Here is a 24,025-nt window from a genome sequence, read left to right as displayed (position 1 = left end):
CCCCGCCACGCGCTCACCCAAGAAGCGATCTCAAGACCCGGAGGAAACTGATGCTGGAAAAGGCCCCGAACAAGAAGCTTGCCGACCTGCTCGGCACATTTGGCTCGGCTCTCGCCGCCGGCGATATCGACAAGGCCGTCGCCTGCTTTCAGGACGACTGCTATTGGCGCGATCTCGTCACCTTCACCTGGAACATCAAGACCATGGAAGGCCGCGACCAGGTGCGCGACATGCTGGTCAGCCAGCTGGCGAAAACGAAACCTTCGAACTGGGCGATCGCCGAAGGCGAGGATGCCACGGAAAGCGACGGGCTGCTTGAAGGCTGGATCAGCTTCGAAACGGAAGTGGCGCGCGGCTTCGGCCATATCCGGCTGAAGGACGGCAAGATCTGGACGCTGCTAACCACCATGGTCGAGTTGAAAGGCTACGAGGAGCCGGCCGGCTTCGCTCGGCCGATGGGCGCCAAGCATGGTCACGGCAAGAACCGTCCAACCTGGAAGGAGGAGCGCGAGAGGGAAGCCGCCGAGCTCGGCTTCAAGACGCAGCCGCACACGCTGATCATCGGCGGCGGCCAGGGCGGCATCGCGCTCGGCGCGCGGCTGCGGCAGCTCGGCGTACCGACCATCATCGTCGAGAAGAACGAGCGCGCCGGCGACAGCTGGCGCAAGCGCTACAAGTCGCTCTGCCTGCACGACCCGGTCTGGTACGACCATCTGCCCTATATCGATTTTCCCAGGAACTGGCCGGTCTTCTCGCCAAAGGACAAGATCGGCGACTGGCTGGAAATGTACACCAAGGTCATGGAGCTGAACTACTGGTCCTCGACCGAGGCCAGGAGCGCCATTTATGACGACAAGAAGAAGGAATGGACGGTCGTCGTTCGCCGCGACGGCAAGGACATCACGTTGAAGCCGAAGCAGTTGGTGCTGGCGACGGGACAATCCGGCAAGGCCAACATGCCGAACTTCAAGGGCATGGACAGCTTCAAGGGCGATCAGCACCATTCCTCGAAGCACCCTGGTCCCGATGTCTATGCTGGCAAGAAGGCGGTTGTCATCGGCTCGAACAATTCAGCCCACGACATCGCCGCAGCCCTTTGGGAGGCCGGCGCCGATGTCACCATGGTGCAGCGCTCGACCACGCACATCTCCAGATCCGACACGCTGATGGAAATCGGACTGGGTTCGCTCTACTCGGAAAAGGCCGTCCAAGGCGGTATGACCACGGCCAAGGCCGACCTCATCTTTGCTTCACTGCCCTACAAGATCCTGCATGAATTCCAGATCCCGGCCTACGCCGAGATGAAGAAGCGCGACGCCGACTTCTACAAGGGCCTGGAGAAGGCCGGCTTCATGCTCGACTGGGGCGATGACGAGTCCGGCCTGTTCATGAAATATCTCAGACGCGGCTCGGGCTACTATATCGACGTCGGCGCGTCCGACCTGATCATCGACGGTTCGATCAAGCTGAAAAGCGGCGTCGAGGTGAAGGAGATCAGGGAGCATTCGGTCCTGCTCAGTGACGGACCGGAACTGCCGGCCGACCTCATCGTCTATGCCACCGGCTACGGCTCGATGAATGGTTGGGCGGCCGACCTCATTTCCCGAGAGGTCGCCGACAAGGTCGGCAAATGCTGGGGTCTCGGCTCCAGCACCACCAAGGATCCGGGTCCCTGGGAAGGCGAATTGCGCAACATGTGGAAGCCGACGCAGCAGGAAGCGCTGTGGTTCCATGGCGGCAATTTGCACCAGTCACGCCACTATTCGCAGTTCCTGTCGCTGCAACTGAAGGCGCGGCATGAAGGCATCCCGACGCCGGTCTACGGGCTGCAGCAGGTGCATCACAAAGGGTAGTCCGCGGCACATCCCTCTTGCGGACCCCGCGCGGCGTTTCCGCCGCGCGGGGTCTTGCGTTTCAGGCCCCGAGCACCACGCCCCTCGCCTTGGCCCAGCGCTCGACGATCTTGCGCTCCTCCAGCGTGGCGACGCGATTGCCGAAACCGCGCACCTGCAGCGCACGGTTTTGCGGGTCGAGCTCGATCGTCAGCAGCCGCTCGATCTTGCCGAGCGCGGTGCGCCGCAGCACCCAGATCGAGGCGTAGCCGGCGATGCATTTGGCCGCGTACATCGAGACGCAGTGATGCATCGCACGGCTCTCTGCAACCAGGTCCTCGGCCGTTTTCAACTGGCGAACGAAGAAGCGTTCGCCATGCGCCTTCGCCTCCTTGGCCGACGGCTTCCAGTCCCAGTCCTCGAGGCGCGAGCCGTCCCAGGCGCGCCGCTCCGACTGCGATCCGGCAGTACCTGGAACCCGCCCGGCGGCGCGGCGGCGCATTGCCTCGATGCGTTCTATCGCAGCAATGTCGCGGTGCCATTCTAGCATCTGCCGGCGCAGCGAGGCGAGCGTGCGGCCCTTCAGGCTGTACGCTGCATCGCGCTGGTGCATGGCGCCGATGTAGTCGCAGAGATCGTCGATCTCCTCCTTCGACGCCGGATGCCCACAGAAGAACCGCGCCACCTCGCGCCAGAAGGCGAGCTCCCCGCGCGGCGTCCTCGCGATCTTCGTCCGCGCAAGGCGAGTGGCCAACCCGGGATCATCCGTGTAAGACCGGGCGATCGCCAACCAGAACGCCTCATCGAAGGTGAAATCGCTGGCCACGTTCAGGAAGCAATGCACCTCCTTGCGCGACAGCCATTCATTGGCGCCAGCCTTGTAGAGCGAGTCGCCACGCGCGACCGCGACGTACCAGGCCTTGCGGAACGCCACCTCGTTGGCATCCAGCCCCGAAGCGTCCAGCCAGACGGCCTCGAGCGCGACCGAGACCGGGTAGCGCGCATAGAGATGGCGCGCCGCGGCCAGTCGCAGGCGCGCGCGGTCGCGCGTCTTCAGCTTCGGCCGCCACAACGCACCATCGCGGATCGCGACGCCGGCAAAGCCCCGGCGTGCCTCATCGAGCGCCCGCTCGAAATCCGGAGCGGGACGCGGGGCGGGCGAAACCCGCCGCAGTGTTGCGGTATATGCTTCAATGCGTTCGCGCTCGGCGTCCTGCCTGCGCTGGATCATGGACTTTGCCATGGCCGTTCTTCCTGATTGGAACCCTGTCAGCCGCACGCAATTCCAGCGTCGGCACGGACTGTGTCGATCTGGACTGCCGGGACATTGACGGGTCTCCTTTCAGGAAGACGAGTTAGGAATGGGCGGCGTCTCTACGCTCGCAACGAACTCGACGCAAGAGCTATTCTTTCAATGTTTACAATGGGCTGAGAGGGTGTTGCGAAAGCGCATCTCAGGCCTTCGGGCAGCCGCCATCGTCGGCGGAGAGCTCTCGGCTCTCCGCCGTTCTGGTGGAACGTTGCGACGCGACGAACCGCGTGCAGACGATGACCATGCATCGCAGCGCGGCGGTCGTCAGATTGTCAGGAAGTGGGGAACCCGCCGTGGCGCGAGCCAGCTGACCGTCCGCCGCGGAGGCGCAAAATGCGTGAACAAGATCTCATCGTCGCCTCCATCAAAAGCGTGGTTGACACGATGCGGCAAATGAAAGGAAGGCCGCATGTTGGGCGCGGCTAGTACATTGGAACAAGCGCGGCAGCAAGATGGTGAACCTGCCTGGCATCGATGGGTTCGAGCGCAGCGGCGAGCCGGCTGGGCTCGCGGCGGGAAGCGATCGGCCGCAAGGTGGGAGCGCCTGCGGCAGGCAGGCGCTCGCGGCAGTCATCCGGCCGGTATGCAGCAACCGCATTTTCGCCGTCGAAGCAGAAACACATGGGCTGTCTCCTCCCCAGTGATGAATTGCGTCAGGTGCGATCGCGAAACTCGCGAACGACCCGCTGCAGCAACGGCACGTAGTCGCGAAAGGTCCGTGTCTTCATGTTGGCGACCTTGCCGCCCTCGTCCCAGATGCGGACGCGCACCGCTTCTTCTTGGAACGGGTTCTTACGGAACGCCGCCACCTCCTCGGCGCTCATCGGCCCACCTTGCAGCGACAGCGTATGGACAGAGGCCTGCGAGAGCTTGCCGAAATAGGTCGGATCGGTGGCGCACAGATAGCGCTTGGCCGAGACGTGCAGCCTGACGCATTCGACGATCACCGGCGGGAAGAACGGCGCCAGCACTTCGCCGCCGGCCTCGTCATGGTGCTTGTCCTCGACATCGTCAGGCGAATAGGTGCCGAACTCGCTGGTGTAGTGGCCGATATCGTGCAGGAGTGCTGCCGCCACCAGGACATCGGGCGCGCCGTCCTGCTCGGCCAGCCAGGCGCCTTGCAGCATATGCTCGGACATGGTCACCGGCTCGCCGAGATAGGATTCGGCACCCCGGCGCTCGAAGATGTCGGCGATGAACTCGACGATGTTGTCCGCGTTCAGGTCCTGGCCGCTCATTCCGCTGCCTCCCTGAAACCGTGTTCGATCGCCGCGAGCGTCGACAGCAGGCCGTCTTTGTCGGCGTAACAGCCTTGCAGCCAGCGCTTGCCAGTGCCGGAAAACGCCTTGCGCGCATGCATGACGCGGGTGTTGTCGACGATGAAGGCCTGCCCGGCTTCGAGTTTGAATGTCACTTCGAAACGGGGATCCTCGATCAGTTCGGCGAACCGGCGATAGGCCGCATAGTATTTTCCCATCTCGGCGAAGGGCACGTCGACCGTCGGCGCCAGAGAGCGGTTGTTGAAGCGAATGCAGAGCAACTCGCCATCCGGTCCGAGTTCGATCATCGGCCGCTTGGCCTGCAGCCGCACGCCGGACGAGCCGGCATATTCGAAGCGCGCCGGATACGAGCTTAGCAGACGGAACCCTTCCGGGCTCTCGGTCTGCAATGCCTCGGCAACCGCAAAGCCGTCGACGACGCTGGACTCGCCGCCCTCCACCGTATTCTCGATGCAGGACAGGATCTGCAGCGTCGGCACCGGATCGCGATAGGGATTGTCGGTATGCGCCTGCAGGCCGAGATTGGTGTAGGCGAGATTGCTCGGATTGACCTCGGCGCGCACTTCGAACCAGCGGCCGTAATTGGTCTCCCTGATATAGCCGAACAGATCGGACACTTTGCACAGTGCACCGGATTCTGTGGGCACCCCGTCCATCACGGCAAAGCCGAAGCGCCTCACAGCCGAAAGCCATTCACGCAGGGTTTGGCGATCATGACCGGCGGCGGCGTAGCCGGCGCGCGGCACCGAATTCTGCATCGTCGTCTTGGTCCAACGCTCGATCGCATCGCTCGTCCAGCCCCCTTTGCGCAACTCGACGCGGTCGTAGGCGTGCGCGCTCAGCCATTGCGCGGGAAAGCTGACCGTCCTTCCTTCCGGCACGAAGCTAAGTTCCAGGGCACCGGGCCTGATCTGAGCCGCGCCGATGCGCGTATCGGCCGGGATGTCGAGAATGGTGATCAGCCGTTGGCCGTTGCCGGCGCTGCGGGTCTTGTCGTCGAGCGCATTGTCGCGCAGCCACATCGCATGGAAGCGGGTGCGCGTCCCGTCCTGCCAGCCAAGTTCGATCGTTCTTCCTTCGTCGCCGATGAGCGCGTGGGTCAGCATGGATATCCGTTCCTGTTGCTACCCCGGGGCTTGCTCCACAGGGTTTCGATTGCATGCTGACGGCACGACAGGCATAATTCAAATTATGATTTTTCAGCCAATGGCTATAAACTACTAATGGCTCGGACAACCCCTTTGCCCCCTCTCGATTGGCTGCGCAGTTTCGAGGCAGCCGCGCGGCTGTCGAACTTTACGGCCGCGGCTGCCGAGCTTGGCCTGACACAGGCAGCCGTCAGCCAGCACATCCGGTTCCTCGAGGAACGGCTGAAGATCCGGCTGTTCTCGCGCCTGGCGCGCGGCGTCGCGCTATCGCCGGAGGGAGCGGCATACCTGCCCCACATTCAGTCGGCATTCGCCACCATTCGCGACAGCACACGGGAGCTGTTCGAACCACGTGCGATCCAGACCGTCACTGTCCGGGTGCCGATCTCTTTTGCCTTGCTGGTGCTGGTGCCCGCAATGCCGGACCTTGCGAAGGCGCTTCCGCAGATCCAGCTCGACATGGTGACGATCCATCGTCCCGCCGATTACGATCAGTCAGGCTCGGCGCTCGACATTCGCTTCGGCAACGCAACCTTTCCCGGCCGCGAAGCCGACAGGCTGACCATCGAGCGGCTGGTGCCGGTGGCCTCCCCGGCCCTCGCCGGCAATGCCGACTGGGCCTCGCTGCCTTTGCTTCTGGTCGCCGGAGCGCGTGAAATGTGGGCGGAATGGTTCGCCGCCGCCGGCGTGCCGGGGCACCCCAGGTGCTCGCATCGCTTCGACAGTTTCGTTGCGGCCATGGAGGCAGCCAAGGCCGGTGCCGGCGTGCTGCTGGGTTCGCGGCCACTGATCGACGCCGCACTTGCCGGCAAGCATCTGGTGAGGCTTTCCGACTTCGAACTCTCGAGCAGCTCCGGGCATTTCCTGACACGAGCGTCGGCCGCTCCGCTGACGCGCGCCGAACAAGACTTCCGTCAGTGGCTTGTGTCGCGCCTAGCCGGCGCGGCGCCGACGTAGAGTCAGCGAGTCCCACCGATGCGCTTCCAATAGATAAGCGTACCGGTCAGCCCGCCATGCGGTTTCAATGCAAAGTCCGGGATCTCACCGGTGAGCGTGAACCCGAGTTTCTCGTAGAGGCCGGAAGCCCCCTCTTCGGTCGCGGTGTCCAGCACCAGCAGGGTCCGACCCTTCTCAACGGCAAGATCCTCTGCGGCTCGCATCAAGCGGGTTGCGATGCCCTTGCCACGATGGGTGAGCCGGGTCATCAGCTTGGCGATCTCGGCCCGGTGCGGCTGGTTGGGAGGAAAGTCGAGCAGCAAGGTGACGGTGCCGACCAGAGCCTTGCCATCCCATGCGCCTAGCACAATCCTTTCACCGCGCGCCGCAACCGCCAGAGACTGGTCCCAGAATGCCTCCGCCGCTTGCAGGGTCAGCGGATGCATGAAGCTGACCGATCCTCCGGCGGCAACCGTTTCGACCAGCATGTCGGCCAGTACTTCCCGGGTTTTCGCGCCATGGCTCAGAACCTTGATTTCAACGGGGCTCATAACTGTGACGTATCCCTCAAGTAGCGATTGTTCGGTGGTGGGCGAGGCGAGATAGCTGTTCGGGGTCGCCGGCATTCGAAGTGGTTGAAGCGCCTTCGCTTCCGCGCCCGGCGGATTTCCGCGATGCGCTCGGCGTCTTCTTCCTGCAGGTGCCGACCGCGCTCGAGGATTTCGAGCGTGTATTCCTCATAGGTCAGACCGAGCCGCTCGGCCCTGTCGAGCCGCATCAGCATGACGTCGCGGCTCGGCGCTTTCCAGGCTTTCGCATGGGCTGCCTGCCAGGCAAGGAAGACATAGGCATCGCGCTTGCCCCATGGCGGGCCGTCATAGTCGTCGAGCGGCGGCCCGCCATTGTGGAAGCGTCGGGGACGTCGAGCCACGCGATCACCCCCTGACCAGCGCAACCACATAGTCGGCTGCCTCCGGTCCCGGGGCGTGGAAAGTGCAGTCGGACGGCGCGCCGAGCGCCAGGCAGTCGCCGGGCCGCAGACTGTGCACGACCTCGCCTTCGGTGAAATCGAGCCGCCCGCCGATCAGCCAGATCTGCTGCTTGATGAAGGCATAGGAGGCCGCCGGGAAGCTGACCCTGGCGCCCGCCGGCAGCCGCACCTTGATCAGTTCGAGCGGCATGTCCGAGACCGGCGAGAGGTGGCGCCGGACATAACCCGTATCGGGGTCGCGCCACACCGGCTGATCGCTTTCGCGCAACAGGCCGCCGCCTTGCAGTTCCGCACGCGCAATGAGGGTGGAAAGCGTCATGCCGAAGGCCGCGGCAATGCGCACCAGCAGTGCCGCCGTCGGGCTGGTCTTGCCGCGCTCTATGGTGCTGAGCATGGCCTTGGAGACGTCCGACCGCTCCGCGAGCTCCGCCAGCGACCAGTCGCGCAGCGCCCTTTCGGAGCGTATCCTCTTGCCGATGCTGGACGAAATGTCGTTCGCTATATCGTTCATTGGTTCGATATAGCGAAATTCAAACGCGAGGAAAAGAGGCCGATAGATTGAATTTTCGTGCCGGCCTTAACGCCGCCTACACCATCCGACCACACCCGGCTTTAACCCCATTTGTGTAAGGTGGACGTTGCTGGGAATGGGATCAGATCGCTTATGTTTGTCGAACGCGAAGCCTCCGTCGGAGAACCGACCTCGCAGGAGCGCCGCCACGCGGAACAGAACGACAAGCGCATCCTGGGCAATGTCGTGCAATGCGACGGCGCGCGCGCCACCATCAGCGCCTATGCCGACGACATTGAAGGCGCGATCACCGGCCTGTGGACGGTCGGCAAGATGATCTCCATCAATCTCGGCTCGACGCGAACCGTCGGCCTTGTCTATGAAATCGGCAAGTCGGACCGCGCCTGGAGCAATGAAGGCCAGAACCCGATCGAGGTCAGCATCGAGCTCATCGGCGAAGTGCGCGATGCCACCGAGCCCGGCGCCAAACCGGTTTTCGATCGCGGCATCACCACCTATCCGCATATCGGCGCCATCGCCCACCGCATCCGCAGCCGCGACCTGCAGGCGGTCTACGATCTCGCCGGGCGTCATTCGATCACCATCGGTACGCTGTCGCAGGACGAGGCGATCGACGCCAACATCGCCATCGACGACACGCTGGCGCGTCACTTCGCCATTGTCGGCACCACCGGCGTCGGCAAATCCACCGCCGTCTCGCTGCTCCTGCGCAAGTCGATCGCCGCGCGGCCCGATTTGCGCATCCTCATTCTCGACCCGCACAACGAATTTGCCGCCTCGCTGCCTGAGCATTGCGTCAGGGTCGATTCGAAAACGCTGGACCTGCCCTTCTGGATGTTCAGGCTGGAGGAATTCGCCGAGGTGCTGTTTCGCGGACGCGAGACGGTGGCGGAAGAAGTCGATGCCTTGCGCGATCTCATCCCCGCCGCCAAGAACCTCTACCGCAACCCTGGTTCCGGCACCTATCTGAGGCGTGGCAGCGACGCGCTGACCGCCGATACGCCGGTGCCCTATCGTATCGCCGATCTCATCAAGCAGATCGACGAACGCATTGGCATGCTGGAAAGCAAGAACGATCGACCCATCCTCAAATCGCTGAAGACGCGCATCGAATCGGCGGCGTCCGATCCGCGCTACCGCTTCATGTTCAACTCGCGCCTGATCGAGGACACGATCCACGAGACGATCGGCAACATCTTCCGCGTGCCGCACCATGGCCGCCCGGTGACCTGCTTCGAGATGGCCGGCATGCCGTCCGAAGTCGTCAACTCCGTCTGCTCGGTGCTGGCGCGTCTGGCCTTCGACCTCGCTTTGTGGAGCGAAGGAAAGCTGCAACTGCTGCTGCTGTGCGAGGAAGCGCACCGCTACATGCCGGCCGATCCGCGCCTCGGCTTTGCGCCGACCAGGCACGCGCTGTCGCGCATCGCCAAGGAAGGCCGCAAATACGGCTGCTATCTCGGTGTCGTCACCCAGCGCCCGGGAGAGCTCGACCCGACCATCCTGTCGCAATGCTCGACCTTCTTCGCCATGCGGCTCGCCAACGAGCAGGACCAGGCGATCATCCGTTCGGCAATCGCCGACTCCTCGGCCTCGACGCTCGCCTTCCTGTCTTCCATGGGCCAGCGCGAGGCCATCGCGTTCGGCGAGGGTGTGGCAACGACGATGCGGCTGAAATTCGAGAGACTGCCACAGGATTTGATCCCCGGCACGGGCAAGCGCGAGCAGGCCTCGTCGTCCGAGACCGGCGACGACGTCGATCTCGCGGCGATCGTCGAACGGCTGCGCAACGTCCCGAAACCGCAGCAGCAGATGGCCTTCGCCGAGGTCGTCGATAGCGGCCGGCAGGCCGGCGACCCCGATTACCGCAAGCCGGCCACCACTACCCCACGCATCCAGCCGGACGACGATTTCGACATGCGCTACGGCCTAAAGCCGTCGACCTTCGGGCTGCGCCCGCAGAACGATTGAGCCGACGGCATTGGGTCCTTCCGCCAAACAGATTTGAGCTTCCAACGGCTCAGCTTCGTTGGACGGCGTGGGTAAAACCCGCAAGGGAATTCATCAGGCCGGATTGAATGACGTGGCTTTCGAGAACCCGGAGCGGAGCGGACATTTCAGTCCGCAGGCAACGGAAGTCGAGAAAGGCGCGTCAGTCGGCCGGCCTGATGAATTCTTCTGCGGGATTTTAGGCGCAGACGCGATTGCGGCCCTGCCTCTTGGCTTCGTAGAGCTGGCGGTCGGCGCGGCGGTAGAAATCCTCGGCCGTTTCCTTGCGGTCCCAGACGGCCAGGCCGACGCTGGTGGTGATCTTCAGGCGGACATTGCCTGACAGCACGGACATGTTGGCGATCGCCTTGCGGATGCGTTCGGCGAATTTGGACAGCAGTTCGGCGTCCATGTTCGGCGTCACCACGGCGAACTCCTCGCCGCCGAGCCGCGCCACCACGTCGTGATAGCGGGTCATGCCCTTCAAGCAGCCGGATACCGCCTTCAGCACTTCGTCGCCGACATCGTGACCATGCGTGTCGTTGACCTGCTTGAAGTGGTCGAGGTCGAGGATCATCAACCCGACAGGCTTCTCGATGCGGCGGAATTCTTCGAGATATTCCTTCAGCGCATCGTCGAAATAGCGGCGGTTCTGCATGCCGGTCAGGCCGTCAGTCAGCGCCGCATGCTCCAGCGTTTCCGAGCGCGCGCTGAGCGAAACCGTCATGGCGCGCAGCTTGCCCTCTTCCGTCGCCTGACCGCGGATCATCGGGTAGATGAAGAACACGCCGAAGAACAGCGCCGTCGCCAGAAGCACGCCGGTCGCAAACAGCAATTTGTTGAGATAGATGATCTTTTCGATGCGCGAGGCCGTATCCAGATCGGTCGCGATGCCTTGCAGAAGACCATAGGCGTGCAGCGTCACCAGGCCGGCGGCCAGGATCACGAAAATAAACACGAAAAATGCGGATTCCGCTTTATGGAAACGCATTTGCTCCCCGTAGCAAAACTGCCCATCGACTTTATGACATGCCGCCGCCTTACGGAGGGTTAATCAGAACAACCTGAGCGGGAAACTCCGGTTTTGTTTTCAGTTTCTTGATTGCATTAGGAACGGGGCATTAAACCGGGAGCGCCGCGCCATCGGACGGATGCAATCGTTGCCATTCTGGCCCCAGCTGATGCCGAAACCAGGTCGCCTGGCGCTTAGCATACTGCCGCGTGGCGATCTTGGCGCGCTCGATCGCCTCGGGAAAACCCATCTTCCCGGCCATTGCCGCCTGCAATTCGCGAACGCCGATCGCCTTCATCGCCGGGAAATCCGGATCGAGGCGGAGAGCCACCAGCCGCTTGACCTCGTCCAGCGCACCCTTGTCCAGCATGCGGTCGAACCGCGCCTCGATCCGTTCGACCAGTTCCGCCCGGTCCGGCTCGATCACCAGGAAGCGCGCGCTGTCGCGGTCGATCAGCGGCCGGCCGCGCGCGGCCTGCCATTCCGCAATGGAGCGACCCGAGGCGTCGAGCACTTCCAGCGCCCGCACGATGCGCTGGCTGTCGGTCGGTTTCAGCTGCATTGCGACCGCCGAATCCTCGCGCAGCAGGATGCTGTGCAGCTTGGCCGCGCCCTGCTCCTTCAATTCGTAACGCCAGCGGTCGCGGATCGCTGGCGGAATGTCGGGCATGTCCGAAATCCCTTCCGCAAGCGCCCTGAAGTAAAGCCCGGTGCCGCCGACGAAAATTACCGGCCGCTCCGAAAGCATGCCGTCGTCGATCAGCTTCGTCACGTCGCGCAGCCAGGCGCCGGTGCAATAGGCGACGGATGGATGGACATGGCCGTAGAGAAAATGCGGCACGCGGGCGAGTTCGGCTGCACTCGGGCGCGCCGTCAGCACATCGAGCACGCAATAGCCCTGCATGGAATCCGTGTTGACGATGACGCCGCCGCTGCGTTCGGCGAAATCGAGCGCAAGCGCCGACTTGCCGCTGGCGGTCGGCCCGGCTATCAGGATCGCGTTCTTCACGCGGCCCTCGCCCGCCTGCCCGCCGGAATTTTCGATGCCGCTGATTGCCACGCTTGTGTCCCATCCCGAAGGCCGCGCCGTATCGGCCGCGCTTGCGAATATGGCCTCGCGGTCGGTCGGCGCAAGCGCTGTTGATTGGCTGGCTGAAGACATCGCCTGCGATCTCGTTCTGCCCGAGCAAGCCGAAGCCGGCGAAATGACCGCCAGGCTTCGCACAGCACTGGCCTCCGAACCGGTCGACGTCATCGTGCAGCCGGCCGTCGGCAGGAGAAAGAAAATCCTCCTCGCCGACATGGATTCGACGATGATCGACCAGGAATGCATCGACGAGCTGGCCGACGAGATCGGCGTCAAGGATCGCGTCGCGGCGATCACGGCGCGGTCGATGAACGGCGAGATCGCCTTCGAACCCGCCTTGCGCGAGCGTGTCGGCCTGCTGAAGGGTCTCGACACGGCTGTCGTCGACCGCATCATCGCCAACCGGCTGACGCTGGCTTCCGGCGGGAGCACGCTTGTCCAGACCATGAGGGCCAACGGCGCCTGGACGGCACTCGTCTCTGGCGGCTTCGACGTCTTCACCAGTCGCATCGCCGCCATGCTCGGCTTCCAGGAGAACCGCGCCAACCGGCTGATCGAGGAGAACGGCCACTTCACCGGACTCGTCGCCGAGCCGATCCTCGGCCGCGCCGCCAAGGCTGAAGCGCTGCTCGACATCTCGGCAAGGCTCCGCCTCACTCCGGCGGATGCAATCTCGGTGGGCGACGGAGCCAACGACCTCGACATGATCCGCCTCGCCGGCACCGGCGTCGCCCTGCACGCCAAGCCCACCGTCGCTGCCGAGGCAAAGGTCCGCATCGATCACAGCGATCTGACGGCGCTGCTCTATCTGCAGGGTTACCGCCGGGAGGACTTTGTCGAATGAAGCCGATGCGCACCGAGCGCCTGATCCTGCGCAATTGGGAAGAGCGAGACCGCGAACTCTTCCACCGCATCAATTCCGACGAACGTGTCATGGAATTTTTTCCATTTCGCCGCGACCGGGCTGCGGCGGACGCCAAAATGGACGAGTTCCGCGCCTGGGTCGCGGAGGATGGTTACGGGTTCGCTGCTGCCGAGATTATTGAGACGCACGAATGCATCGGCTTCATCGGTCTCCTCGATACCGATCATGTGCCATCCCTGCCGGCCGGCACGATCGAGATCGGCTGGCGGCTGGCGCCCGAATTCTGGGGTAAGGGCTTTGTCACCGAGGCGGCGGAGGCCTGGCTGGCCTTTGGTTTCGAAACGCTTGATCTCGAGGAGATCGTCTCCTTCGCCGTGGCCAATAACCATCGCTCTACCGCCGTCATGAAACGCCTCGGCATGAGCGCCGACCGATCAAGCGACTTCGACCATCCCGGTATTCCCGACAGCCACCCTTCGCTCAAGCGGCATGTCCTTTACCGGTTGTCACGCCAAGACTGGCAGGCAAGGAAAAGGGCGGCCTGTTAGCCGCCCTTTTCCTTTCTAAATCAGACTATTGCTGGCTTTTCCGGACTCAGTCCATGCGGATCGTCACGAACCGCAACTCACCCGTCTTCGACGCCAGCATGAGCAGCGCATTCTTACGCCCCTGCTCCTTCAGCGCGCCGATACGATCCATCACGTCCTTCGGCGTCGCAACCGATTCCTGAGCGATCTCCGTGATCACCTCGCCGGGCTGGATGCCGCGCTCGGCCGCGGCCGAATCCTTGGTCACGTCTGTGATGACGACGCCCGACACATCGGCGGCAATGCCGAATTTGGTCCGCGTCTCGTCGTTGAGCTCGCCGATGGTCATGCCGAGCACCGCCGCCGTCGAAACCGCAGGCGCCTTGTCGCCATTGTCCTGGTCCGTATTGCTGCCGTCCTCGCCGCTGGACAGCTTCTCGCCGTCCTCGAGCCGGCCGAGTGTCACCTTCACGGTCTGCTCGACGCCCTTGCGCACGATGATGACGTCCACCGCCTTGCCGACCGGGCTTTCGGCGACGACGCGCGGCAGGTCGCGCATCTCGTTGATGTCCTTGCCGTCGAACTTGATGATGACGTCGCCGGCCAGGATGGTGCCGTTGTCAACTGGTCCGCCCTTGATGACGCCTGCCACCAGCGCGCCCTTGGCGGTCGCCATGCCGAGGCTTTCGGCAATGTCGTCGGTCACCGGCTGGATGCGCACGCCGAGCCAGCCGCGCCGCGTCTCGCCGAATTGGCGAAGCTGGTCGACGACACCCGAGGCGAGCTGCGCGGGAATGGAGAAGCCGATGCCGATTGAGCCGCCTGACGGCGAGATGATCGCCGTGTTGATGCCGATGACCTCGCCGACGCTGTTGAACAGCGGTCCGCCGGAATTGCCGCGATTGATGGCGGCGTCGGTCTGGATGAAGTCGTCATAGGGGCCGGAATTGATGTCGCGGTTGCGCGCCGAGACGATGCCGACCGTAACCGTGCCGCCAAGGCCGAACGGATTGCCGATCGCCATCACCCAGTCGCCGACCCGCATCTTGGTGGAATCGCCGAACTTCACCGCCGTCAGCTTGTGGCCCTTCGGATCGACCTTCAGTACCGCGACGTCGGTCTTGGTGTCGGTGCCGACCAGCGTCGCCTTCAGCGTCACGCCATCGGAGAAATTCACCTCGATATCGTCGGCATCGGCGATGACGTGGTTGTTGGTCACGACGATGCCTTGCTCGGCGTCGATCACGAAGCCCGAGCCCAGCGACTGCACCTTCTGGGCGCCACCATCCTTGTCGCCGCCGCGGTTCTTGAAGAAATCGTCGAAGAAATCCTGGAAGGGCGAGCCTTCGGGCAGTTGCGGCATCGGCACTGCGCCCGGTCCCTCCGAACCTTTCACCGTCTGCGACGTCGATATGTTGACCACGGCGCCAAGCAGCCCCTGGGCAAGGTCGGCGACCGAAGCCGGTCCGTCGGCGGCGATCGTCGGCGTCACGAAAGACGGGACGGCAAGCGAGCCGACGAGAAGCGCGGCGGCGCCGGCGACAAATGTCCGCCTCGCAGCGCGCAGAACGGTCTTGGTTGTCATCGAGGGCCTCCGGGTGTTTCTGAAAAGAAAAGCGCTTCCGCAAAAACGCCGCGTCGCGTCATGTTGGCAAGAAATACGGCACGTTTGCGGCTATGCCTATCGGCTGAGGATAAATCCTCCGTTACGCCGGGACTCATTTCCCCGACAGCCATGACCATGTCGCCATCGTCAGCCGCGCACCAGCCAGACGATGCCGACGCCGATGGCGATCGCCGCCAGCCCGGCTATGCGCAGTGCATTCTCCGGCATCGACAGCACCTCACCGGCCAGTCTCTTGGCGAGGTTCGGAAAGCCGCCATAGATCAGGCCCTCGACAACGAGGACCAGACCTATGGCTGCCAGAAAATCCTGCACCGGCCGCTACTGGCCGGTGCCTGGCTGCGCCGCCGGTGCGGCGGGCGCTGGTTGCGGCGCTGTTGGCGTCACCGGTGCTTCCTTACTGCTCGGATCGCGAAAATAGCGGAAGAACTCGGATTCCGGCGACAGCACCATCGTCGTGCCCGTATTGTCCAGCGCCGTACCATAGGCATTCATCGAGCGGTAGAAATCGAAGAAGGCCGGATCACGCTGGTAGGCTGCCGCGAAGGTCGCACTGCGCTGGGCTTCGCCCTCGCCGCGCAGGATTTCCGATTCCTTCTGCGCCTCGGCGACGATCTCGACCACTTCGCGGTCGGCGCGGGCCTTGATGCGCTGCGCCGCCTCATTGCCTCGCGCCCTCAGCCGTTCGGCTTCGGCCAGGCGTTCGGCCTTCATGCGGTCGAAGGTCTGCTGTGAAACCTCGGCGGTCAGGTCGGTCCGGCGAATGCGCACATCCTCGATCTGCAGGCCGAGCGACGTGGCGTCGGGCCGCAGCTGATCGCGCACCTCGCGCATCATCACCGCGCGCTCTTCCGAGAGCGCCGCTTCGAAATCGCGCAGACCGTAGACACGGCGAAGCGCCGCATCGAGACGCGTCCGCAGCCGTGCCTCGGCCAATTCGATCTGACCCGAAACCGCCGCACGGAAGACGCGCGGGTCCGAAATGCGATAGGCGATGAAGGCATCGACCTCGTAGAACTTGCCGCCCGACACCTGGACGCGGATGTTGTCGAGGTCGAAGCGCAGCACACGGTTTTCGATCAGCTGCACGCTGTCGGCATCGAAGAAGGCGAACGGCGCCTTGAAATAGATGCCCGGCTCCGTCTTGACTTCGACGATCTCGCCGAACCTCAAAACGATGGCCTGCTGGCGCGCATTGACCACGAAAACCGACGAATAGAGCAGGAACAGGATGACTGCCGCGACGACGGCGATGATGGGGAGACGGTTGGCCATCACTGGGTTCCTCCCGTCGTGGCGCCCAGGGGAGCCGGCGGCGGCGCCTTCTGCTGCAGTGCCGGCAGCGGCAGGTAGGGAACGACCCCCTGCCCGTTGCCCTGCTCGACGATGACCTTATTCGAATCTTTCAGCACCCTCTCCATCGTTTCCAGATAGAGCCGCTTGCGCGTCACCTCCGGCGCCTTGGCATATTCGTCATAGACCGAGATGAAGCGCTGCGCCTCGCCTTCGGCCTCCTGCACGACACGGTTCTTGTAGGCGGCCGCGTCTTCGCGGATCTGTGCGGCCTCGCCGCGCGCCTGGCCGAGCTTCTGGTTGGAATACTGGTTGGCCTGCTCGACGAATTTGTCCTCGTCCTGCTCGGCGCGCTGCACCTCGTCGAAGGCATCGGCCACCTCGCGCGGCGGCGCGGCATCCTCGATCGAAATGGCGTTGACGTTGAGGCCGGCCTTGTAGCCGTCCAGCGTCGTCTGGATGATCTCGCGCACCGATGCGGCAATACCCTGGCGGTCGTCGCGGAAAATGTCCTGGGCCGGCCGGCGGCCGACGGCCTCGCGCATGGCGCTTTCAGCAACCTGGCGCAGCATGCCGTCCGGATCGGAGACGTCGAACAGATACGCCCTCGGGTCGGAGACCTGATAGGCCACCGAGAACTGGACGTTGACGATGTTCTGGTCGCCGGTAAGCATCAGCCCGGACGTGTTGCCACTCGTCGCACCACCGCCGCCGATATCGACGAGCTGCTCGGCGATGTTGGCGGTCTCGACCGTTTCGACGGGCCACCAATGGAAATGCAGGCCGGGCTGGGAGAGCTCTGCCTTCGGCTTGCCGAAGCGCAGTTCGACCGCGACCTCATCGGGCTGCACGGTATAGACCGCCTTGAACGCCCACAGCACCACAAGTGCCGCTGCGATCAGCGCGAATACGGCCGGACTGGCGCCACCGCCGCCCGGCAAGGCGCGCCGCAATCTGTCCTGGCCGCGCCGGATGATGTCTTCCAGATCGGGAGGTGACCCTTGCGGGCCGCTCGGTCCCTTGGGTCCCTGCCCCCAGGGTCCCTGATTGCCGCCGCCACCCCATGGGCCGCCGCCGCCGCTCTTGTCGTTCCAGGGCATGAATGTCCTTTCGCTTGGAATTCCCTCGGCGCCAGCCTGATGGCGCAAAATCCAATGTTGTTCTTCTATAGGGACGCCAAGCCTCGCTTTCAACGCGATCTGCTGCCCGGCCATCCGTTTTGGGCGGTTCGCGACCCTTTATCGTCTTCAATGTGTGTCGCGGCGCCGTTCATAGACCGTATAGCGTGTCGCGTGGCTGTCCTTTTCGCCTGCCGGGACGTCCTCGGCGCTGACTACGGCCCATGTCTCGGGGTCGATCGGCGGGAAATGCGCGTCACCGGCGACCGAAGCCAGCACATGGGTGACATGCAGGCGGTCGGCCAGCGGCAGCGCCTGGGCGTAGATCTCGCCGCCGCCGACCACGCAGATCTCGTCGGCGCCGGCCATGCAGCGCCCGCGCACATTGGCGAGCTTGATCGCCTCGTCGAGTGAGTTGGCGATTTCGACGCCCTCGGCCCGCCAGGCTTTGTCGCGTGTCACCACGATGTTGAGCCGGCCCGGCAACGGCCGGCCGATGCCTTCATAGGTCTTGCGGCCCATGATGATGGGCTTGCCCATCGTGTCGGCCTTGAAGCGCTTGAGATCGGTGGACAGCCTCCAAGGCAGCCCGCCGTCCCGCCCGATCACGCCGTTTTCGGCGATGGCAACGTAGATCGCGATGTCCATCAGCCGCCGTACCCACCTTCGCCGCCGACACTGTCGTCCGACAGCTCCAGCAGCAATATGTCGATGTCGCGCTCGGGATAGAAATCCTTGCCCGTCATCTCAAACGTCGTTGGCCCCATCTTCTTGACGTCGCGGAAGACATAGTCGACCGTCACCTTTTCCGGCGAGATGATGAGATCCGCGCTCTCCATGGCGACCGCATCGATGTGCGACAGGATCAGCCCGCCGGTGCCCAGTTCGGCGATCGAATCGTTGGCGAAGGCCGTCGCGGCCGAAAGCGCCAGCGCTGCGGTCAGGACATAGCGAAACATGGACCCCCCTTCGGCAACAATCCAAGGCATGACCCCGGATGCGCATCACATCTAGCCGTTTCAATGTGGCGTTTCAAAGCCCTTCCGAGCTCTCGCAACGCTTGTCCCACGCTGTCTGGACACCGGCGTCCCGATCGGGCAGGAGTTCGCCATGCGCAAGCTTCTCGTCATCGGCATCGGCGCCGGCAATCCCGAACACATGACGGTCCAGGCCATCAACGGCCTGAACCGCGCCGAGGTGCTGTTCATTCCCGACAAGGGCGCCAAGAAGAACGATCTCGCCGAATTGCGCCGGCAAATCTGCGATCGCTTCGTCACCAACCCGAACTCGCGCCGCGTCGAGTTCGACGTGCCGGTGCGGGCCGAGCCGTCGCCCTCCTACCGCGCCACCGTCGATGACTGGCACGAAGCGATCGCCGCGATCTGCGAGGGCCTAATCCGCGACGAGCTTGTCGAAGACGGCTGCGGCGCCTTCCTGATCTGGGGCGATCCTTCACTCTATGACAGCGCGCTGCGCATCCTCGAGCGTGTGCGTTCGCGGGGCAATGTCGAATTCGAGCTTGAGGTCATTCCCGGCATCACCGCCGTCCAGGCGCTGGCCGCCAGCCACAAAATGGCGCTGAACCGCATTGGCGACCCCATCCTGATCACCACCGGCCGCCGCCTGACACAGGAAGGCATGCCGGCAAACGCCGGCAGCACCGTGGTCATGCTCGACGGCAAATGCGCCTTCAACACGCTGGATGACGAGGACTTGGTCATCCATTGGGGCGCCTATCTCGGCACGCCCGACGAAATCACCCTGTCCGGCCGCCTCGGCGATGTCGGCAAGGAAATCGCCGAAGTCCGGGAAAAAGCCCGAATGGAAAAGGGCTGGATCATGGACACCTATCTGCTGCGCAAACCCGGCGAGCCGGAAGACAACTAGCGAGAGCCCTGCTGCAGCTCTCGGCGTCGCGCGGGGTAACATGATCGGCGAGACGGGTCGGCAGCCCGCAAGAGTCAGAAAAAACAGCGTTTTATGCTAGTTTGATAATCATCTCCCTGCCTCGCAGAGAGCGACGCTCCGGCAGATATCACACATATTGACGTTAAATTCACAGAATTGTATGGTCGGTTGTGTTGGTTCGAATCTCGCCGCTGTTCATCCGGTGGTCGAATTCGGCAGCCGCCAATCCCGGCGAGGATAAATTCCATGATGCTCAGCGCCACCATCGTTCGGGACCAATTCGCAATGCGTGCCGGCAGGCGCTGACCGAGAAAAATCATGGCCAGCCTGCTTGGAATCGACAACGGCCTGACGGTGACCAAGGCGGTGGTCTTCGACGCCGACGGTTCGCAGCTGTCGGTGGCACGGCGCCGGGTGCCGCAGTCGATGCCGCAGCCGCGCTGGGTCGAGCGCGACATGGCGGGCCTCTGGCAAGCGACCGCCGAAGCGGTCGGCGAAGCGATCGCGCTCAGCGGCAGGCCGGCGCGCGACATCAAGGCGGTGGCGGCAACCGCGCATGGCGACGGCCTCTATCTGCTCGACAAGGAGCGCCGGCCGCTCGGCCCCGGCATATTGTCGCTCGACAGCCGCGCCGGCGACATTGTCGATGCTTGGTCGAAGAGCCCGGTATTCTCCGAGGCGCTTGCCCTGACCGGCCAGGTCCCGCATGCCTCCGCCCCCTCGGCGCTGCTCGCCTGGCTGAAAAATCACGCGCCAGAGCGTTTCGACCGGATCGGCCACATCATCGGCTGCAAGGACTGGCTGCGCTTCTGCCTGACCGGCACTATTGCCACAGATCTTACCGAGGCGAGCACCTCGTTCACCGACGTGCGCACGCAAGGCTTTGCGCCGGAGGCGATGCGTGTCTTCGGCCTGGAAGAGCTGTTCGCGGCCTTGCCGCCGGCTCTGCATCCGGCCGACATCGCCGGCTACGTCACGGCGGAGGCCGCGGCTTTGACCGGGCTCGCCGAAGGCACGCCGGTCGCCTGCGGCCTGCATGACGTCACCGCCTCGGCGCTTGGCATTGGCGGTCATGAAGACGGCGTGGTCAGCATCGTTGCCGGCACCTATTCGATCAATGAAGTGGTATCCAGCGAACCGCGCGTCGACCAGCGCTGGTTCTGCCGCAACGCAATCGATCCCGGACGCTGGAACAACATGTCGATCTCGCCGGCCTCGACGGCGAATTACGACTGGTTCCTCGACACGCTCTGCCGTGCCGAGCAGGAGGTAGCCAAAAGGACCGGCGGCTCAATCCACGAGATGCTGGCGGCCGAAATCGACGCGGCGCGGAACAAGCCGTCGACCCTCCTCTTCCACCCCTATCTGTTCGGCTCGCCCTACGGCAATTCCGCCAGCGCCAGTTTCGTCGGCCTGCGCGGCTGGCATGATCGCGGCGACATGCTGAAGGCGGTGCTGGAAGGCATCGTCTTCAACCACCGTACCCACGTCGAAGCCCTGCGCGACGGCTTCGCCGTTCGCGAGGTGCGGCTGACCGGCGGCGGCTCGCGTAATCCGGCGCTCGTGCAGATGTTCGCCGACGTGCTCAAGGTTCCGGTCAGCGTGACCTCGACCGATGAGGCGGCGGCCTTTGGCGCTGCACTTTGCGCCGGTGCTGCGGTCGGCCTGTTCGCCTCGCCGCAAGAGGGCGCGCGCGCAACCTGCACGGTGAGCCGGCAGTATCTGGCGGACCCGGCGCGCAGCGCCGTTTTCGACGAGCGGTATTCCGTTTATGGCCGCATTGCCGAGCAGCTCAGGCCGAAATGGGCGGAGATCGAAAGCCTTGCGGGGCAAAGCGTGGGGGGCACGGAATGATCAAGGCCGATGAACGGCGCGAAGAGATCGCCGAATACGTCATCAAGCTCGGCCAGGTGCGCATCGACGATCTGGTCGAGCATTTCGGCGTGTCGCGCATGACGATCCACCGCCACATCGACCAGCTGGCGCATCAGGGTGTGCTCCGAAAGCTGCATGGCGCCGTCACCGTGCAGCCGTCCGGCCTCTATGAAAGCGCCTTCCGTTACCGGGTGACGGTGGGCAGGGCGGAAAAGGACGCGCTGGCCCGTGCCGCGATGGACTATGTCGAACCTGGGCAGGCGGTGATCCTCGACGATTCGACCACGGCGAACGCCGTCGCGCCGCTGCTGCTCGAGGTCAAGCCGCTCACTGTCATCACCAACAGCGTCTCGACCGCAGCCCTCCTGACTAATGTCGACGACATCGACTTCATCTGCCTCGGCGGCCAGTACCACCGCACCTACAACGCCTATATCGGCATCGTTTGCGAGAACGCGATCTCGCGGCTGCGCGCCAACCTTCTGATCTGTTCGGCATCGGCGATCAGCGGCACCACGGCCTTCATCCAAGATCAGCATGTCGTGCGGGTCAAGCAGGCGATGATGGCCGCTGCGATCAAACGCGTGCTGCTTGTCGACCATTCCAAGTTCGACAAGGTCGCATTGCATGTGCTGGACGAGCTGACCAGCTTCGAGGCGGTCCTGGTGACCGACGGTATCAGCGACAAGCATGCGCAACAGCTTGAGCAGGCCGGCGTCAAACTGCGCATCGTCAAGACAAAGACGCCATGAAGCAGCCCGACGAAACCCGGGAGGACGCTCTGGCCGGCAAGGCCGGCGATGTCGATGTCGTCATTCTCGGTGCCGGCATCAACGGGGCCGGCCTGTTCCGCGATCTCTGCGCGCAGGGCGTCAACTGCTTTATCGTCGACAAGGCGGATTTCGGCTCGGGCACCAGTGCCGCGCCCTCGCGCCTGATCCATGGCGGGCTAAAATATCTGGAGACCGGCGAGTTCGGACTGGTGGCGCAGTCGACGCTGGAGCGCAACCTGCTCTTGAAGAACGCGCCGCACTATGTCAGCCCGCTGCCCACGGTCATCCCGATCTTTTCCTGGGGCAAGGGCATGTGGGCGGCGCTGCGAACGCTGCTCGGCTCGACTAGCGCGCCGCGCAGCCGTGGTGCCATCCTCATCAAGATCGGCCTCATGATCTATGATTTCTATGGCTCGCGGCACCGGGTCATGCCGCGCCACAGGCTGGTCGGGCGGCGCAAGGCGCTGCGCGACATGCCGGCCCTGACCGGGTCGATCGTCGCCACCGGCACCTACTACGACGCCAAGATCAGCCACCCCGAACGGCTGGTGGTCGAGCTGATCGCCGACGGGCTGGAGGCCAATGCAGCCTCCACGGCCGCCAATTATACGTCGCTGATCTCCTCTTCGAACGGGGTGCTGAGGTTCAACCGGAAAAATGGCGGCGCCTTTTCGCTGCGGCCAAAGCTGGTCGTCAACGCCGCCGGCCCATGGATCGATTACGTCAACGCCGCGCTCGGCGCACCGTCAAAAATGATCGGTGGAACCAAGGGCTCGCACATCCTCCTGAAGCACGACGCGCTGGTGCAGAGCCTGGCCGGCCGCATGCTCTATTTCGAGGCCGACGACGGCCGCATCTGCCTCGTCTACGACTATCTCGGCAAGGCGCTCGTCGGTTCGACGGACCTTCCGGCCGACAACCCAGACACGGTCCGCTGCGAGCCGGAGGAAATCGACTACCTGCTCGAAAGCGTGCGCACGCTTTTGCCGGGCATGAGCTTCGAACGCGACCAGATCGTCTATGCCTATAGCGGGATCAGGCCCCTGCCCTCATCCGACGCCTCGATCCCCGGCCTGATCAGCCGGGATCATTCGGCTCTCGTCGCCGAGCCGGATCTTTCGAGGCCCTTCCCGATCATCTCGCTGATCGGCGGCAAATGGACGACGTTTCGCGGTTTCGCCGAGGAGGTCGCCGATACCGTGCTCGATCGGCTCGGCCGCAGCCGCAAGGTGACGACGCAATCGATGCCGATCGGCGGCGGCAAGGGCTTTCCGATGGACGCAGCGGCGCGCGCAGCCTGGCTGGCCGATGCCGCATCGGCCAGCGGCATCGACATGACTAGCCTCGACCAGTTGCTGTCGCGCTACGGAACCAGCGCAGCCCTGATTGCGCGCCACCGGAGCGCTTCCAGCAATGGAGACCGCTTGCCGGATTCGAACGACTACAGCCTGTCCGAGATCGATTACATCGCTCGCAACGAATTCGTTGAACATCTCGCCGACATCGTCATGCGGCGCACGACCCTGGCAATCAGCGGTTCCCTGACGACAAGCGACCTGCAGCAGATCGCCTCGGTTGCCGGCCAGGCGCTCGGCTGGAGTCCGCAGCGCATGGATGAGGAGATCGATGCCGTCGTCGCTCAGCTCAGCGGCAACAATTTGATGCAACTGCAACCCGACAGCCACGCGCGAAGCGCAGGCGACCGCGCCAAACAGGCCTGAGGACGATATGGCCTCATCACCGTCACAAAGCTCGCAGCATCACAGCGTTGTTGAGATATTGCTAAGACTTATAAAAAATAAACAAAAACAATATGTTGAACCAGAATGCAGTCAAAGTTCGCTCACGCACATGTTACAATGCGGGGAAAGTATCACAGTCATTGACGGTAATTTAACATCACGGTATGGTCGATTGCGCTTAAGG

At 63.7% G+C, this 24,025-nt stretch carries 23 protein-coding genes and 1 pseudogene; 9 read left to right on the top strand and 15 right to left on the bottom strand.

Annotated features, from left to right (window positions below):
• Positions 1 to 50: 50 nt before the first annotated feature.
• A complete protein-coding gene (locus D3227_RS03890) occupies positions 51 to 1,853 on the top strand; it encodes an NAD(P)/FAD-dependent oxidoreductase (protein ID WP_120012690.1) in 1,803 nt (600 codons plus the stop codon).
• 61 nt (positions 1,854 to 1,914) lie between these two features.
• Here D3227_RS03890 and D3227_RS03885 read toward each other — a convergent pair whose 3' ends face one another.
• The 4 genes from D3227_RS03885 to tmpA form a co-directional block, all read right to left on the bottom strand.
• Positions 1,915 to 3,075, bottom strand: a complete 1,161-nt coding sequence (locus tag D3227_RS03885; protein ID WP_120012688.1) for a PcfJ domain-containing protein — start codon at positions 3,073 to 3,075, stop codon at positions 1,915 to 1,917.
• 491 nt (positions 3,076 to 3,566) lie between these two features.
• A complete protein-coding gene (locus D3227_RS03880; RefSeq protein ID WP_120012686.1) occupies positions 3,567 to 3,767 on the bottom strand; it encodes a hypothetical protein in 201 nt (66 codons plus the stop codon).
• Between the two features lie 30 nt (positions 3,768 to 3,797).
• On the bottom strand, positions 3,798 to 4,382 hold the full coding sequence (gene tmpB / locus D3227_RS03875) for a (R)-1-hydroxy-2-trimethylaminoethylphosphonate oxygenase (RefSeq protein WP_120012684.1): 585 nt from the start codon (positions 4,380 to 4,382) through the stop codon (positions 3,798 to 3,800).
• Entirely contained in the window at positions 4,379 to 5,530 is a 1,152-nt protein-coding gene (tmpA, locus tag D3227_RS03870; RefSeq protein WP_120012682.1) for a 2-trimethylaminoethylphosphonate dioxygenase, read from the bottom strand. The genes tmpB and tmpA overlap by 4 nt, the downstream gene beginning before the upstream one ends.
• Positions 5,531 to 5,647: 117 nt before the next feature.
• On the opposite strand from tmpA, the gene D3227_RS03865 reads away from it, so the two are divergent.
• A complete protein-coding gene (locus D3227_RS03865) occupies positions 5,648 to 6,529 on the top strand; it encodes a LysR family transcriptional regulator (RefSeq protein WP_120012680.1) in 882 nt (293 codons plus the stop codon).
• A gap of 2 nt (positions 6,530 to 6,531) precedes the next feature.
• Here D3227_RS03865 and D3227_RS03860 read toward each other — a convergent pair whose 3' ends face one another.
• From D3227_RS03860 to D3227_RS03850, 3 genes and pseudogenes are all read right to left on the bottom strand, one after another.
• A complete protein-coding gene (locus tag D3227_RS03860) occupies positions 6,532 to 7,059 on the bottom strand; it encodes a GNAT family N-acetyltransferase (protein ID WP_120012678.1) in 528 nt (175 codons plus the stop codon).
• Between the two features lie 74 nt (positions 7,060 to 7,133).
• Positions 7,134 to 7,439, bottom strand: a pseudogene (locus tag D3227_RS03855) (hypothetical protein); the annotation flags it as partial.
• Positions 7,440 to 7,443: 4 nt separating this feature from the next.
• A complete protein-coding gene (locus D3227_RS03850) occupies positions 7,444 to 8,010 on the bottom strand; it encodes an XRE family transcriptional regulator (RefSeq protein ID WP_120012676.1) in 567 nt (188 codons plus the stop codon).
• A gap of 153 nt (positions 8,011 to 8,163) precedes the next feature.
• Here D3227_RS03850 and D3227_RS03845 point away from each other — a divergent pair, with 153 nt between their 5' ends.
• Positions 8,164 to 9,999 carry an ATP-binding protein gene (locus tag D3227_RS03845; protein WP_120012674.1) on the top strand — a complete coding sequence of 612 codons (1,836 nt, stop codon included), beginning with the start codon at positions 8,164 to 8,166 and terminating at the stop codon, positions 9,997 to 9,999.
• A 217-nt stretch (positions 10,000 to 10,216) separates the two neighbouring features.
• On the opposite strand, the gene D3227_RS03840 is transcribed toward D3227_RS03845, so the two are convergent.
• Together D3227_RS03840 and miaA are read right to left on the bottom strand one after the other, a co-directional pair.
• Complete coding sequence (locus D3227_RS03840) at positions 10,217 to 11,008, bottom strand: GGDEF domain-containing protein (RefSeq protein WP_120012672.1); 792 nt, start codon at positions 11,006 to 11,008, stop codon at positions 10,217 to 10,219.
• A 130-nt stretch (positions 11,009 to 11,138) separates the two neighbouring features.
• The gene (gene miaA, locus D3227_RS03835; RefSeq protein ID WP_120013042.1) at positions 11,139 to 12,083 is read right to left on the bottom strand and encodes a tRNA (adenosine(37)-N6)-dimethylallyltransferase MiaA; all 945 of its coding nucleotides are present in this window, start codon (positions 12,081 to 12,083) and stop codon (positions 11,139 to 11,141) included.
• On the opposite strand from miaA, the gene serB reads away from it, so the two are divergent.
• Entirely contained in the window at positions 12,073 to 12,960 is an 888-nt protein-coding gene (gene serB, locus D3227_RS03830; RefSeq protein WP_120012670.1) for a phosphoserine phosphatase SerB, read from the top strand. The two genes, miaA and serB, sit on opposite strands and share 11 nt — an antisense overlap.
• Entirely contained in the window at positions 12,957 to 13,529 is a 573-nt protein-coding gene (locus D3227_RS03825; RefSeq protein WP_120012668.1) for a GNAT family N-acetyltransferase, read from the top strand. The genes serB and D3227_RS03825 overlap by 4 nt, the downstream gene beginning before the upstream one ends.
• 46 nt (positions 13,530 to 13,575) lie before the next feature.
• Here D3227_RS03825 and D3227_RS03820 read toward each other — a convergent pair whose 3' ends face one another.
• The 6 genes from D3227_RS03820 to D3227_RS42575 all read right to left on the bottom strand — a co-directional run bounded on the left by D3227_RS03820 (position 13,576) and on the right by D3227_RS42575 (position 18,502).
• Positions 13,576 to 15,093, bottom strand: coding sequence for a DegQ family serine endoprotease (locus D3227_RS03820; RefSeq protein WP_120012666.1), 1,518 nt, complete (start codon positions 15,091 to 15,093; stop codon positions 13,576 to 13,578).
• 168 nt (positions 15,094 to 15,261) lie between these two features.
• Positions 15,262 to 15,447, bottom strand: a complete 186-nt coding sequence (locus D3227_RS03815; RefSeq protein WP_006204937.1) for a DUF2065 domain-containing protein — start codon at positions 15,445 to 15,447, stop codon at positions 15,262 to 15,264.
• A gap of 6 nt (positions 15,448 to 15,453) precedes the next feature.
• Complete coding sequence (gene hflC, locus D3227_RS03810) at positions 15,454 to 16,407, bottom strand: protease modulator HflC (RefSeq protein WP_120012664.1); 954 nt, start codon at positions 16,405 to 16,407, stop codon at positions 15,454 to 15,456.
• Positions 16,407 to 17,525: an FtsH protease activity modulator HflK gene (hflK, locus tag D3227_RS03805; protein WP_120013041.1), complete on the bottom strand. Its 1,119-nt coding sequence runs from the start codon at positions 17,523 to 17,525 to the stop codon at positions 16,407 to 16,409. The genes hflC and hflK overlap by 1 nt, the downstream gene beginning before the upstream one ends.
• Positions 17,526 to 17,672: 147 nt before the next feature.
• Positions 17,673 to 18,191 (bottom strand): dihydrofolate reductase, encoded by a 519-nt coding sequence (locus tag D3227_RS03800; protein WP_120012662.1) that lies wholly within the window; start codon positions 18,189 to 18,191, stop codon positions 17,673 to 17,675.
• The gene (locus tag D3227_RS42575; RefSeq protein ID WP_167480581.1) at positions 18,191 to 18,502 is read right to left on the bottom strand and encodes a DUF4424 family protein; all 312 of its coding nucleotides are present in this window, start codon (positions 18,500 to 18,502) and stop codon (positions 18,191 to 18,193) included. Before D3227_RS42575 ends, D3227_RS03800 begins: the two co-directional genes overlap by 1 nt.
• A 151-nt stretch (positions 18,503 to 18,653) precedes the next feature.
• On the opposite strand from D3227_RS42575, the gene cobF reads away from it, so the two are divergent.
• The 4 genes from cobF (at position 18,654) to D3227_RS03775 (ending at position 23,820) form a co-directional block, all read left to right on the top strand.
• On the top strand, positions 18,654 to 19,430 hold the full coding sequence (gene cobF / locus D3227_RS03790) for a precorrin-6A synthase (deacetylating) (RefSeq protein WP_120012660.1): 777 nt from the start codon (positions 18,654 to 18,656) through the stop codon (positions 19,428 to 19,430).
• 339 nt (positions 19,431 to 19,769) lie between these two features.
• Complete coding sequence (locus D3227_RS03785; RefSeq protein ID WP_120012658.1) at positions 19,770 to 21,305, top strand: FGGY-family carbohydrate kinase; 1,536 nt, start codon at positions 19,770 to 19,772, stop codon at positions 21,303 to 21,305.
• On the top strand, positions 21,302 to 22,078 hold the full coding sequence (locus tag D3227_RS03780; RefSeq protein ID WP_120012656.1) for a DeoR/GlpR family DNA-binding transcription regulator: 777 nt from the start codon (positions 21,302 to 21,304) through the stop codon (positions 22,076 to 22,078). Before D3227_RS03785 ends, D3227_RS03780 begins: the two co-directional genes overlap by 4 nt.
• Positions 22,075 to 23,820, top strand: coding sequence for a glycerol-3-phosphate dehydrogenase/oxidase (locus tag D3227_RS03775; protein ID WP_120012654.1), 1,746 nt, complete (start codon positions 22,075 to 22,077; stop codon positions 23,818 to 23,820). The genes D3227_RS03780 and D3227_RS03775 overlap by 4 nt, the downstream gene beginning before the upstream one ends.
• Positions 23,821 to 24,025: the final 205 nt, after the last annotated feature.

The sequence above is a fragment of the Mesorhizobium waimense genome, from assembly GCF_003601975.1.
GTDB classification, from domain to species: Bacteria; Pseudomonadota; Alphaproteobacteria; order Rhizobiales; family Rhizobiaceae; genus Mesorhizobium; species Mesorhizobium waimense.
This window is presented reverse-complemented; position numbering and strand designations above follow the sequence as displayed.